Source organism: Pseudonocardia cypriaca (genome assembly GCF_006717045.1).
Taxonomy (GTDB): domain Bacteria; phylum Actinomycetota; class Actinomycetes; order Mycobacteriales; family Pseudonocardiaceae; genus Pseudonocardia; species Pseudonocardia cypriaca.
In genome coordinates, this window is the sequence record NZ_VFPH01000003.1 from 1,169,903 (window position 1) to 1,182,795 (window position 12,893).

12 protein-coding genes are annotated in these 12,893 nt (G+C 71.9%); 3 read left to right on the top strand and 9 right to left on the bottom strand.

Translation table 11 applies throughout. The features are described from left to right. Positions 1-193 precede the first annotated feature (193 nt). From FB388_RS37105 to FB388_RS37115, 3 genes are all read left to right on the top strand, one after another. On the top strand, positions 194-1,312 hold the full coding sequence (locus FB388_RS37105; protein WP_246122772.1) for an alpha/beta hydrolase family protein: 1,119 nt from the start codon (positions 194-196) through the stop codon (positions 1,310-1,312). Positions 1,313-1,374: 62 nt separating this feature from the next. After that, positions 1,375-1,908, top strand: a complete 534-nt coding sequence (locus FB388_RS37110; protein WP_142107318.1) for a peptidylprolyl isomerase — start codon at positions 1,375-1,377, stop codon at positions 1,906-1,908. A 167-nt stretch (positions 1,909-2,075) separates the two neighbouring features. Next, a complete protein-coding gene (locus FB388_RS37115; RefSeq protein ID WP_246122774.1) occupies positions 2,076-2,795 on the top strand; it encodes a rhomboid family intramembrane serine protease in 720 nt (239 codons plus the stop codon). Positions 2,796-3,067: 272 nt separating this feature from the next. On the opposite strand, the gene FB388_RS37120 is transcribed toward FB388_RS37115, so the two are convergent. From FB388_RS37120 to FB388_RS37160, 9 genes are all read right to left on the bottom strand, one after another. Further along, complete coding sequence (locus FB388_RS37120) at positions 3,068-3,514, bottom strand: PH domain-containing protein (protein WP_142107320.1); 447 nt, start codon at positions 3,512-3,514, stop codon at positions 3,068-3,070. A 79-nt stretch (positions 3,515-3,593) separates the two neighbouring features. Further along, positions 3,594-3,860, bottom strand: coding sequence for a cell division protein CrgA (crgA, locus tag FB388_RS37125; RefSeq protein WP_142107321.1), 267 nt, complete (start codon positions 3,858-3,860; stop codon positions 3,594-3,596). 68 nt (positions 3,861-3,928) lie between these two features. Beyond that, positions 3,929-4,564 carry an aminodeoxychorismate/anthranilate synthase component II gene (locus FB388_RS37130; protein ID WP_142107322.1) on the bottom strand — a complete coding sequence of 212 codons (636 nt, stop codon included), beginning with the start codon at positions 4,562-4,564 and terminating at the stop codon, positions 3,929-3,931. 40 nt (positions 4,565-4,604) lie between these two features. Then, positions 4,605-6,533 (bottom strand): Stk1 family PASTA domain-containing Ser/Thr kinase, encoded by a 1,929-nt coding sequence (gene pknB / locus FB388_RS37135; protein WP_142107323.1) that lies wholly within the window; start codon positions 6,531-6,533, stop codon positions 4,605-4,607. Between the two features lie 109 nt (positions 6,534-6,642). Beyond that, complete coding sequence (locus FB388_RS37140) at positions 6,643-8,064, bottom strand: serine/threonine-protein kinase (RefSeq protein ID WP_142107324.1); 1,422 nt, start codon at positions 8,062-8,064, stop codon at positions 6,643-6,645. Next, positions 8,061-9,536: a peptidoglycan D,D-transpeptidase FtsI family protein gene (locus tag FB388_RS37145; protein ID WP_142107325.1), complete on the bottom strand. Its 1,476-nt coding sequence runs from the start codon at positions 9,534-9,536 to the stop codon at positions 8,061-8,063. The genes FB388_RS37140 and FB388_RS37145 overlap by 4 nt, the downstream gene beginning before the upstream one ends. After that, positions 9,533-10,969 carry an FtsW/RodA/SpoVE family cell cycle protein gene (locus tag FB388_RS37150; protein WP_142107326.1) on the bottom strand — a complete coding sequence of 479 codons (1,437 nt, stop codon included), beginning with the start codon at positions 10,967-10,969 and terminating at the stop codon, positions 9,533-9,535. Before FB388_RS37150 ends, FB388_RS37145 begins: the two co-directional genes overlap by 4 nt. Continuing rightward, positions 10,970-12,334: a PP2C family protein-serine/threonine phosphatase gene (locus FB388_RS37155; protein ID WP_142107327.1), complete on the bottom strand. Its 1,365-nt coding sequence runs from the start codon at positions 12,332-12,334 to the stop codon at positions 10,970-10,972. It abuts the gene before it with no gap. 94 nt (positions 12,335-12,428) lie between these two features. Beyond that, a complete protein-coding gene (locus FB388_RS37160; protein WP_142107328.1) occupies positions 12,429-12,884 on the bottom strand; it encodes an FHA domain-containing protein FhaB/FipA in 456 nt (151 codons plus the stop codon). Positions 12,885-12,893 lie beyond the last annotated feature (9 nt).

Here is a 12,893-nt window from a genome sequence, read left to right on the forward strand (position 1 = left end):
GGCGTCGAGGGCGACGCTGATCTCGGGTGGACAACGAGGTGGGCGAGCGGCAGTTGTCGCTGGTCCACCGCTCGTGGCGGCCGGTTCACCCGAACCGGTGGAGAGGGGAACTGCAGGTGGGCGCGCTGTCACCGAGAGGGGTGACGGCGAGTGCTGCGCGCTGTCAGGGCCTGCGGGCATCATCATCGGTGTGATGCTGCTTCGGGGGGTGGGAGCGGGGCTCGGCGTCGGCCTCGGAGTCGGGGCGAGCGCGGCGGGGATCGGGTGGTTCTACTCCTCGGTCCTGCTGGACACGTCGATCCGGCCGGTCTTCCCGGAGCGGGTGCTCGGCGTCGCCGATGATGCGGTCACGCTCGCCGTCAGCCGCCTCACCGCGCAGCCGGGCGTCTGGGGGCTGCGGTGGGCCACCGACCACGGCGACCGGCTCGCGGTGCTGGGACCGGTGGTCTCGCAGAGCCGCCGCGAGGTGGTGCGGCCGCTCCTCGGTGGGCACCGCCCGGAGCCCGGGTCCGCGGCAGTGCTCGACGCAGGCCCCTACGACCCGGACCCGGCGGCGCGTGGCCTGCCGTTCGAGGACGTCGACGTGCCCGGTCCGCTGGGTTCCTACCCCGCCTGGTTCGTCCCCGCCGACGGCGACACCTGGGTGGTGCTGGTGCACGGCCGGGGTGGAGCGCGCCGTGAGGCACTGCGGATCCTCCCGGCGCTGCACGCGCTCGGCCACCCGCAGCTGGCGATCACCTACCGGAACGACATGGACGCCCCGCCGAGCCCGGACGGGTACTACCACCTCGGCGACACGGAGTGGGAGGACCTGGAGGCGGCGGTCCGGTTCGCCGTGGGGCGGGGAGCGCGGCGGATCGTGCTGTTCGGGTGGTCCATGGGCGGCGCTGTCACGGGTGCCTTCCTCGACCGCTCCGTGGAGGCGGACCGGGTGGCGGCGGTCGTCTGGGACGCCCCGCTGGTCGACTGGCGGGCCACTTTGCGGCAGCAGGCCCGCAACCGCCGCCTGCCGCCCGCCCTCTCCCCGCTGGCGAGCGCGGTGACGAGCCGCCGGATCGGGATCGACTTCGACCGCTTCGACCTGGCGCGCCATCCGCCGGCGGTCCGGCCGCCGACGCTGCTCGTGCACAGCGCAGGCGACACCGCCGTCCCGGTCGCGGCCAGCAGGGCCCTCGCCGCGGCGAGCCCGGCGCTGAACTGGCCGATGCGGTACCTGGAGGTGCCGGTGGTCGAGCACACCGGGTCCTGGAACGCCGATCCGGGCGCCTACGAGCGCGCGGTCACGTCCTTCCTGGCCGACGTGCTTCCCTGAAACCTGCCCCCGAACGCAGTGCTGGGCGGACGGTCTCCGAGCAGGGCTGGCACGATGGTGGCGTGACGGAAGCAGGGAACGGCAAGCACACCGCGACGCTCCGGACGAACCAGGGCGACATCCGGATCAATCTCTTCGCGGACCACGCCCCGAAGACCGTGGCGAACTTCGTCGGGTTGGCGACCGGGGAGAAACCCTACAACCGGCCCAACGCGAAGGGCGAGACGTCCGGCCCGTTCTACGACGGCTCGGTCTTCCACCGGGTCATCGGCGGGTTCATGATCCAGGGCGGCGACCCCACGGGCACCGGGCGCGGGGGCCCCGGGTACGAGTTCGGCGACGAGTTCCACCCGGAGCTGCGCTTCGACCGTCCGTACCTGCTGGCCATGGCCAACGCGGGCCCGGGCACCAACGGCTCGCAGTTCTTCATCACCGTGTCCACCCCCGACTGGCTCAACCGCAAGCACACGATCTTCGGTGAGGTGGCGGACGCGGAGTCGCGGGCCGTCGTCGACGCCATCGCGACCACGCCGACCGACCGCTCGGACCGGCCGCTCTCCGACGTGGTCATCGAGCACATCGACGTCTCGGCCTGAGTCCCGGGCCCGAGATGACGTACCCCGCCGGACCGCCGCCGTACCAGCCAGGTGGTTCGCCCTACGGCCCCCCGGCCGTGTGCGTGCGGCATCCGGACCGCCCCACCGGGCTGAGCTGCACGAGGTGCGGGCGCCCGTCGTGCCCCGAGTGCCTCCGTGAGGCCTCGGTGGGCTACCAGTGCGTCGACTGCGTGGCCGAGGGCCAGCGCACCGCCCCGCGAGGCACCACCGTGGCCGGGGCGACGCCGCGGGGCCGCTCGCTGGTGGTGCCGGCGCTGATCGCGGTCAACACCGTGGTCTTCGCCCTCACCGCCGTGCAGGCGGGCGACGTGATGTACAACTCGATGTCGCGGCTGTTCCGCGAGCTGTCCCTCGTGCCCGGGCTCGTGCACGAGGGCGAGTGGTGGCGGGTGGTCACCTCGGGGTTCCTGCACATCGGCCCGATCCACCTGGTGCTCAACATGCTCGCGCTGTGGATGCTGGGCCGGGACCTGGAGGTCGTGCTCGGGCGCGGCCGGTTCCTCGCCCTCTACCTCGTCTCCATGCTCGGTGGCGCCGCCGCGGTGATGCTCTTCTCCGCGCCGGACCAGCAGGTGGCGGGCGCGTCCGGGGCGGTGTTCGGGCTGATGGGTGCGCTGGTCGTCGTGCTGCGCCGGCTCAGGGCGCCCGCCGGGCAGGTCTTCGGGATCATCGGCATCAACGTGATCTTCAGCCTGACCGTTGCCGGCATCTCGTGGGAGGGGCACTTCGGCGGGCTCCTGATCGGCGCAGCCGCCACAGCAGCGCTGGTCTACGCGCCGGCGCGCAACCGCACCGCCGTGCAGGTTGCCGCGCTCGGCGCGCTCACCGTGGTGCTGGTGCTCCTGATCTGGGTCACCGGCCTGTAGTTCGCCCGCGTACGACGACGGCGGGGCACCCTCGTCAGGGTGCCCCGCCGTGGCTCGTCGGGATGGGTCAGGCGGGTGGGTTACAGCCGCAGCCAGTGGTGCAGCCGTCCGTGCCCCGCATCCGTTTGGTCGTCGCCATCCAGACTCCCTTCGTCGCGTCAGTCGATAGTAGGGCCGGAGGCGACCCCGTACGACCGCACGTTCGGGCGGCGCATCGGGCACGGGGAGTACCCGCTTGCGGCATGTGGGGGACGTCAGGGGCCCCAGATCGTTCAGGGGCGCAGCGCCAGCAGCTGCGGAGCAACGTCCTCCGGATCGGCCGCGAGATCGAGCCGGCCGAACACGAGCAGCTGCTCGGTGCCGTCGGCCGCGACGATGTCGACCTCGAGGAGCGAGCTCTCGCGCCCGAGCCGCCGCACCCGCAGCACGCGAACGCCGATGACGAACGGCCAGGGGTGGTGGCGCGAGCGGAGGAGCCCACCGACCGTCAGACCGTCCGGATCGGCGCGCAGGCGGGGCCGGGCCCGGGTGCCGAACAGTGCGGCCAGCCCCGCGCCCAGTGCCGCCACCGCGGCCAGCAGGCCCCCTGCCGGGTCCGCTCCCGACCACCACAGCGCGGCGCACCAGGCTGCGGCGGCGACGGCCAGCAGCCAGGCCAGCACGACGAGACCGGGCGCCGGGCTCCATTCCCGGACACCGGCGGGCGCGTGGTCACTCATACGTGTTGATCACGGAAAGTGACTTGTCCACAGCACCTGTCCACACTGGGGACTACTCACATTGCTGTATTTACGCTGGTCAGCGCCACCGCATGGTCATCAGTAGCCCGATCACGATCAGTGAGAACCCGATCGCGAAGTTCCACGGCCCGAGAGTGGCCATGAACGAGATGGACTCGCCGGCCAGGTAGTTCACGACGAGCCAGACGAGCCCGAGGAGCATCACGCCGAGCATCACGCCGATGTAGATCGGGTGCGTGGGACCCGCAACCTTCACCGGGGTGGTGCCGGGGCGGTTGGCAGGCGGGGTGTAAACCGCCTTCTTCCGGACCTTGGACTTCGGCATGGGTGCTGACCTCGGGATGTCGGAGTGCGTGGCTGTCCCCACGGTAGCGTGCTCGCTGAAACGCGTGCTCAGGCGCTGGCGGTGACCGCCGCGACTTCCGCCGACAGAGCTGCCACCGTGGGTTCGGGCACCGGATGGCCCGCGCTCGCCATCCAGTTGGCCAGCAGCCGGTGTCCGCCCTCGGTGAGCACCGACTCGGGGTGGAACTGCACGCCGACGACGGGTAGCTCGCGGTGCCGCACCGCCATGATCACGCCGCCGTCGGTGCGGCCGGTGACCTCCAGCTCGTCGGGCAGCGTGTCGGGCCGGATCGACAGCGAGTGGTAGCGGGTGGCGACGAACGGGTTGGGCAGCCCCGCCAGCACGTCGGTGCCCTCGTGGTGGACGAGCGAGGTCTTGCCGTGCAGCAGCTCGGGCGCGCGTTCGACGACGCCGCCCCATGCCACCCCGATGGCCTGGTGGCCGAGGCAGACGCCCAGCACCGGCAGCGCGCGCTCGGCGCTGCGCCGGATCACCTCGATGCTGGATCCAGCCCGCTCGGGCGTGCCGGGGCCGGGGCTGACGAGCACGCCGTCGACGGCGTCCAGCTCGTCGAGGTCGACCTCGTCGTTGCGGCGCACCGTGACCTCGGCCCCGAGCTGGGCGAGGTACTGCACGAGGTTGTAGACGAAGCTGTCGTAGTTGTCGACGACGAGGACGCGCATCGCGCCAGTCTGCCCGATCCCGGTGTGCCGCATCGCGCGATTAGTTGACCAGCCCGCCGCCGGAACCGGAGGCCTCGCCGATGGTCAGCGTGATCTGCTGGTCGGTGGAGACCCGGTCGCCCGCCTGGACCGACTGGTCGAGCACGCGGCCCACGTCCGAGCTGCTGGACACCGTCTGCCGCCGGATCGAGAGCGTCTGGAAGCCGAGCTCGGCGAGTTGGCTCTTCGCCTGCTCCTCACGCCGTCCGACGAGGTCGGGCATGATCGCCTCGCCGTCGCTGCTGCTGCCCGTGAGCAGCTCGACCTGGGAGTTCGGCTGCACCACCGTGCCGGCGGCCGGATCGGTGCCCGTGACCTTGTCGCTGTCGTCGGAGTTGTCCGGGACCTGCGCCCGCAGACCCTCGCCTTCCAGCGTCCTCACGGCGTCGTCCAGGTCCTGACCGGAGACGTCGGGGACCTTCACACCCGTCTGCTGGATGCCGACGATGACGGCGACCGAGTCGCCGCCCTTCACCGACTCGCCCGCCTTGGGGGTGGAGTCGATGACGTGGTTGATCAGGGACGAGTCGGACGTCGCCTGCTGGGTCTGCGCACCGAGCTCGAGGCCCACCCGCTCCAGCTCCGCCTGGGCCTCCTGGAGCGTCTTGCCCTCCAGTCGGGGCACGGTGACGCTGGCCGGCCCGCTCCCGACGATCAGCGTGACCAGCGAACGCTCGTCGACCACGGTGCCGGCCGGCGGGTCGGTGTTGAGCACCTGGTCCTTCTGCTCGACCGACGACTCCTGGGGCCGGGACTCGCCCAGTCGTAGTCCCGCGGCCTGGATCTGGGCGCGGGCATCGGCCTCGCTCATGTTCGCGACCGCCGGTATCGCCACCGTCTGCGGCGCCGCCGGACCGGCGATGAGCACCTGGTACACGAAGAAGCCGACCACGCCGAGCGCGAGCACCACGGCGAGGACCACGCCGACCACCTTGGCGGTGCTGCGGCGGGGCGGCTCGTCGTAGTAGTCGTCGTACTCGTCCACCGGCGGCGGCACCTGGCGCCCGTTGATGCGGCGGGTGGCGGCGGCGGGGCTCGCGGCGAGCATGGCGGTGCGCTCGTCGTCGCTCATCACCAGCGGGGCCATCGGGGCCTGCCCGTTGCGCACCCGCACCAGGTCGGAGCGCATCTCCGCCGCCGACTGGTACCGGTTGAGCGGGTTCTTCGACAGCGCCTTCAGCGCGACCGCGTCGAGCGACGACGGGATGCTCGGGTTGAGCTCCGAAGGGCGGCGGGGCTCCTCCCGCACGTGCTGGTAGGCGACCGCAACGGGGCTGTCACCGGTGAACGGCGGCTCGCCGGTGAGCAGCTCGAACAGCACGCAGCCCGCGGCGTAGACGTCCGAGCGTGCGTCGACGGCCTCGCCGCGCGCCTGCTCGGGGGACAGGTACTGCGCCGTGCCGATGACGGCGGCCGTCTGGGTGACGTTCTGGCCCTCACCGAGCGCTCGCGCGATGCCGAAGTCCATGACCTTGACCGCGCCGGCGGTATTGATCATGATGTTGGCCGGCTTGACGTCACGGTGGATGATGTTGTGGCGGTGGCTGAAGTCAAGGGCGGCACACACGTCGGCCATCACCTCGATGACCTGGCGCTGCGTCATCGGGCCCTGCGTCTTCACGATCTCGCGCAGCGTCTGGCCGTCGACGTACTCCATGACGATGTACGGCAGCGGCCCGAACTCGCTCTGCACCTCGCCGGTGTCGTACACGGCGACGATGGCGGGGTGGTTGAGCGCGGCCGCGTTCTGGGCCTCCCGCCGGAAGCGCATCTGGAACTGGGGGTCGCGCGCCAGGTCGGCCCGTAGCACCTTCACGGCGACGTCGCGGCCCAGCCGCGTGTCGAGCCCGCGATGCACCTCGGCCATGCCGCCGTAACCGAGCACCTCGCCCAGTTCGTAGCGCTCGGACAACAGTCGGGGGGTGGTCATCGGTGCCGATTCCTGGGAGTCATGGATGATTCGGACATCATGCCGGGCCGCGCCGCCCGGCGGGGTGACCAGCCGGCCACCGCAGCGCCAGGCCGTCGGCTGTACGGGTTCACCGGGCGCTCCCCGTGACGATCACCAGGGAGAGCAGCCCGCCGGGTACCGCCGAACTTCCCGGGATGCCCTCCTGACCCGTCACCGTACCTGGTCCCGCACCCTGCGGGGTCGGATTGACGGCGCCGATCGGTGGGAGCCCACCTCGGAACAGCAGCACGCCGACGACGACGGCGGCGATCGTGAGCAGCACGAACAGCACGAGCAGCAGGGTGCGCCCCGACGACTTCGGCTGCAGCTGGAACGACTGGGATGACGCGCGACTCGCCGGTGGCGCCTTCGCGGTGTGCCGGGCCGGTGTCGGCTGGGGCCTGCGGTGGTTCGGCGTGTCCGGCCCGTGGCGACGGGCAGGCGCCGGTGCGGGCCGGGCCGGGCGGGGGGCGGACTTCGGCGCCGGGGGCACCGGCCGCGCCTGCCGCGGCGGGGTCGAGCGCGTGGGGATCGGCGCCGAGAGGGGAGAGGAGGCCGGGAACGGCGCCGACGGTGGTGCTGCCCTCGGCGCCGTCTTCGGTGCCGCCCGCGACGGCGTGGACGGCGAGCGCGGAGGGGTGATCGTGCCCGTCATCGAGCCGACCGCGGGCAGCGGCTCGCCCCGGCGCACGGCGGCGACGGCCATTGCGAACTCCCCGCCGGTGCCGTAGCGCTTCGCGGGGTCCTTCACGAGGGCGGCCTCGATCAGCTCGCGCGCCCCGCGCGGAATGCCCGAAGGCAACGGCGGCGGTGCCTCCCTGACCTGCATCATCGCCACTGCCACCGCGCTGTCGGCGCGGAACGGACGCTGGCCGGCCAGGCACTCGTACCCCACGATGCCCAGCGAGTAGACGTCGCTAGCCGGCCCGGCCTCCGCCCCGCTCGCCTGCTCGGGGGCGATGTAGTGAGCGGTGCCCATCACCATGCCGGAACGCGTCACCGGCACCGCGTCGGCGGCCTTCGCGATGCCGAAGTCGGTGAGTTTCACGACGCCGTCGGTGCGCACGAGGATGTTCCCCGGCTTGACGTCGCGGTGCACGAACCCGCGCTCGTGCGCCGCCTGCAGCGCCCACGCGGCGTCCTCGATCAGCCGCAGCGTCTCGTCGGCGTCGATCGGGCCGCGGGCGATGATCGTGGACAGCGGCTCACCCCGCACCAGCTCCATCACCAGGTACGCCGTGCGCCTGCCGTTCGGGGCCTCGTCCTCGCCGTAGTCGTGGACAGCCGCGATGCCGGGGTTGTCGAGGGAGGCGACGGTGCGCGCCTCGATGCGGAACCGGTGGAGGAACTCCGGGTCGTCGCCCAGCTCGGGTCGCAGCACCTTGACCGCGACGCCGCGGCCCAGCCGGGTGTCGGAGGCCTCCCAGACCTCACCCATGCCACCGACGGCGATCCGGCGTTCGAGGAGGTAGCGGTCGTCGATCTTCTGGCCCGCGGCGAGGACGGTCATCGGTCCGTCCCCAGAGCTGCTCGGATCACCGCGCGGCCGATGGGTGCGGCGACCGTGCCGCCCGTCGCCGCGAGGTTGCTGCGGTCGCCGCCGGACTCGACCAGCACCGCGACCGCGACCTGCGGGTCGTCGGCCGGGGCGAACGCGACGTACCAGACGTGCGGGGCGACCGACTCGGGATCCGGCCCGTGCTCCGCGGTGCCGGTCTTGGCCGCGATCTGCACCCCGGTGATCTTGCCGCTTCCCGAGTAGCTGTTCTCGTTGTTGACCATCATTTCGGTCAGGGTCCTGGCCACCGACGGGTCGATGGCGGGCCCGATGCGGTCCGGGTTGGTGGTCTCGACCGGCTGGAGGTCCTGGCTCTGGATCTGGCTGATCAGGTGCGGCTGCATCACCACACCGCCGTTGGCGATGGCGGCCACGACCATGGCGTTCTGCAGCGGGGTGAGCGCGACGTCGCGTTGCCCGATGCTGGACTGCTGGAGGGCCGCGATGTCCGGGATGTCGCCGATGGTCGACGGGGCGACCGACATCGGCACCTGGAGGGCAGCGGTGCCGATGCCGAAGTCCTCCGCCTGCTTGCGGATGGCCTGCTCGCCCAGCTCGGAGGCCAGCTGGGCGAACGCGGTGTTGCACGAACGCTGCAGCGCGTCGCGCAGGCTCGCCGTCTCACCCGTGCCGCAGGCGTTGCCGTTGAAGTTCCGCAGCTGGGTGTTGGTGCCCTGGAGCGTGATCGCCGACGCCGCCGTGAGCTGGCTGTCGGGGGTGTAGCGGCCGCTGGTCAGCGCCGCCGCCACGTCGATCAGCTTGAACGTCGATCCCGGCGGGTAGGTCTCGGAGATCGCCCGGTTCGGCAGCACCGGCGGGTCGGCCTGGTTGAACTGCTGCCATGCGGCCATCCGCTCGTCCGGGTCGTGGCTCGCGAGCTTGTTCGGGTCGTAGGACGGCGTCGAGGCCATCGCGAGGATCTCGCCGGTCTGCGGGCGCAGCGCCACGACCGATCCGGTGTAGTTGCGCTCGGTCAGCTGCTCGTACGCGGCCTGCTGCACGGCCGGGTCGATCGTGAGCAGCACGTTGCCGCCGCTCGGGTCCCTGCCGGTGATCAGATCGGAGAGCCGGCGCGCGAAAAGGCGGTCGTCGCTGCCGTTGAGCACCGCGTCGGCGGCCCGCTCGATCCCGTTGGAGCTGTAGGTGATCGAGTAGTAGCCGGTGACCGGCGCGTACATCGGTCCGTCGGAGTACTGGCGCAGGTAGCGCAGGCGGTCGTCGGTCTCGACGCTGCTGGCGAGGATCTGGCGCTCCGCGCTGATCTGGCCGCGCTTGCGCGAGTACTCGGCCAGCAGCACCCGCTGGTTGCGCTGATCGCTGCGGTAGTCACCCGCCTTCACCACCTGAACGTAGGTCAGGTTGCCCATCAGCAGAAGGACCATCGCCATCACGGCGATCGCCACGCGACGAACCGGCGTGTTCACGACGGCCGCTCCACCAGCTCGGTGCCCGCCTCGGCGATGGGCGGCAGCGGGGCGGCCTGGCGTCGGGGCAGCGGGGCGCGGGCGGCGTTCGAGATGCGCAGCAGCATTGCCACCAGCGCGTAGTTCGCCACGAGGGACGACCCGCCGTAGGACAGGAACGGCAGCGTGAGACCGGTGAGCGGGATGAGCTTCGACACCCCGCCGATGACGATGAACATCTGCAGTGCCAGCGTGAACGCCAGGCCGGTTGCGAGCAGCTTGCCGAAGCTGTCGCGCACGGCGAGCGCGCTCCGCAGGCCGCGCGTGATCAGCACCAGGTAGACGAGGAGGATCGCGGCGAGGCCGATCAGGCCCAGCTCCTCGCCGAGCGAGGAGAGCATGAAATCGCTCTCGGCGTACGGCACGAGGTCCGGCCGTCCGGCGCCGAGGCCGGTGCCGCCGACCCCGCCGGTGCCGAGCCCGAACAGCGCCTGCGCGATCTGGAAGCCCGTGTTCTCGAAGTCGGCGAACGGGTCGAGCCAGCCCTGCACGCGCACCCGGACGTGGCCGAACAGCTGGTAGGCGATGAGGCAGCCGCCGAGGAAGAACGTGAGGCCGATGAGCAGCCACGAGACCCGCTCGGTCGCCACGTAGAGCAGCACCAGCACGATGCCGAAGAACAGCAGCGACGTGCCGAGGTCCCGCTCCAGCACCAGGACGCCGACCGAGAGGCCCCACGCCACGACGAGCGGGGCGAGGTCGCGGGCCCGCGGCAGCTCCATTCCCAGGAACCGGCGGCCCGCGGTGCTGAACAGGTCCCGCTTCTGCACCAGGAACGCCGCGAAGAACACGATCAGGAGGATCTTGGCGAACTCGCCGGGCTGGATCCCCACACCGCCGATCCGGATCCACAGCTTGGCCCCGTTGATCTCGGAGATCGACGAGGGCAGCAGGCCGGGCAGCGCGAGCAGCACCAGGCCGCCGAAACCGGCGGTGTAGGCGTAGCGGGCGATCGTTCGGTGGTCGCGGATCACCCACATCACCGCGACGAACAGCGCGACCCCGATCGCCGTCCACGCGATCTGCCGGGAGACCAGCTCGATCGGCTCGTTCCCGCCCGCGGCGGCCCGCTCCACCCGCGCCAGGTCGAGCCGGTGGATCATCACCAGCCCAAGCCCGTTCAGCAAGGCGACGCAGGGCAGGACCAGCGGGTCCGAGAACGGCGCGAACCGCCGCACGGCGAGGTGCGCGATCGAGAAGAGTGCGAGGTAGGCCAGCCCCACCCACAGGAGCGACTGCGTGAGCTCCTGCTCCTGGTTGGCCTCCACCAACGCCAGTGCGCCCGTGACCAGCACGGCGGCGAAAGCCAGCAGCACCAGCTCGATGCCGCGCCCGGTGGGCAGCGGCGCCGGGGTCGGCGGCGGCGATCCCGTGCGAGGCTCGGGGATACTCATCTAGCTCACCGACCGGCAGGTGGTCCCAGGCACCGGCTCAGGCGTCGGCAGCGGGGTCGTGTCGACCGGGGGCTGCGGTTGCGGCTGCACGTTCGGGTCGACGCCCGGCTGCACCGGAGGTTGCGTCGGTTCGAGCGACTGCGTCGGGGGTGCCGCCGGCGGCGGGCAGGGCTCGAGCATCCGGTGGCGCAGCCGCTCGACCAGCTCGTGGGCGCCGCTGAGCCCGTTGTCCATGACGACGATGCCGTCGCGCACCTGGCTGCGCTCGGTCTGGGGCAGGTCGTCCAGCGCGATGTCCGTGCGCTCCGCGACCGAGGACAGCGGGAGGCCCAGCACGTCGCCGCGCACCCCCTGGAAGATCACCACCTGCTCGGCGTCGGCGCCGACGTAGTACTGCTGCTGGACCCACGTCCGGGCGAGGAACCCGCCTGCGACCAGCACGGCGACCACGGCGACCACGGCGAGCACGACCCGCAGCGGCCTCCGGCGCCGCGCGACCGGTGCTTCCTGCAACGGCACGACCCGCTGGGGCGCCGTGCGGGTGAGGGTGGTGGCCGACGCGCGTGCGGCCGCCGAGTCCGGCGGCGGGCCGTCGTCGGAACCGTCTCCGGCCGAACCGCCCACGATCGGCGCGTCCTCGCCGAAGTCGATGTCCACGACATCGGCCACGATGCAGGTGATGTTGTCCGGGCCGCCGCCCCGCAGGGCCAGCTCGATCATCCGGTCCGCGCACTCGCGCGGATCGCGGTAGGCCTGCAGGGTCTCCGCGAGGGTCTCGTCGCTCACCACGCCCGACAGCCCGTCGGAGCAGAGCAGGAACCGGTCACCGGCCCGTGCCTCGCGGATCGTGAGCGACGGGTCGACGTCCTGCCCCGTGATCGCCCGCAGCAGGAGCGACCGCTGCGGATGGGTGTGCGCCTCCTCCTCCGTGATCCGGCCCTCGTCGATCAGCGACTGGACGAACGTGTCGTCCTTCGTGATCTGCGTGAGGTAGCCGTCCCGGAGCTGGTAGGCGCGTGAGTCGCCGATGTGCACCAGCCCCAGCCGGTTGCCGGCGAACAGGATCGCGGTGAGCGTGGTGCCCATGCCCTCGAGGTCGGGCGCCTCGGCGACGTGCCGCGTGATCGCGGCATTGCCCTCCACGGTGGCATCGCGCAGCTCGGCCAGCAGGTCGTCGCCCGGATCGTCCTCGTCGAGCGGGGCCAGCGCCGCGATCACCAGCGACGAAGCCACCTCACCCGCGGCGTGACCACCCATCCCGTCCGCGAGCGCCAGCAGCCGGGGACCGGCGTACACGGCATCCTGGTTGTTCTGCCGGACGAGCCCGCGGTCGCTGCGGGCGGAGTAACGCAGGACCAGCGTCATCTCAGCGCTCCGACACTACGTTCAGGGGCAGATCCGCCGGCGCAACCGGCCCGGGCGACGAGCGCCGGGGCACGGCGGTGGAGCATGCGCCGGCTCATGATCGAAGCTCGATCACCGTCTTGCCGATGCGGACAGGGACGCCCGGGGGGACCCGGGTCGGCCCGGTGACCTTAGCCCGGTCGAGGTACGTGCCGTTTGTCGACCCGAGATCCTCGACGTACCACTCGTCACCCTGCATCGAGATCCGCGCGTGGCGAGTGGACGCGTAGTCGTCGTCGAGCACCAGCGTGGAGTCGTCGGCCCGGCCGATCAGGATCGGCCGGGAATCCAACGTGATACGCGTGCCCGCCAGCGCCCCCTGCGTCACCAGGAGCTGACGGGGCGTGCGGCCCCGACCCCTGCGAGCCGTGGCCCTCCCACCCGGGACCAGCGCGCGCAGACCGGACGCGGCGTAGAGATCAGAGCGCACCACCCGGAGCGCGACCAGCACGAACAGCCAGAGGAGGGCGAGGAAGCCCGCCCTGGTCAGCTGCAGCACCAACTCCGGCACTCGCGGCGA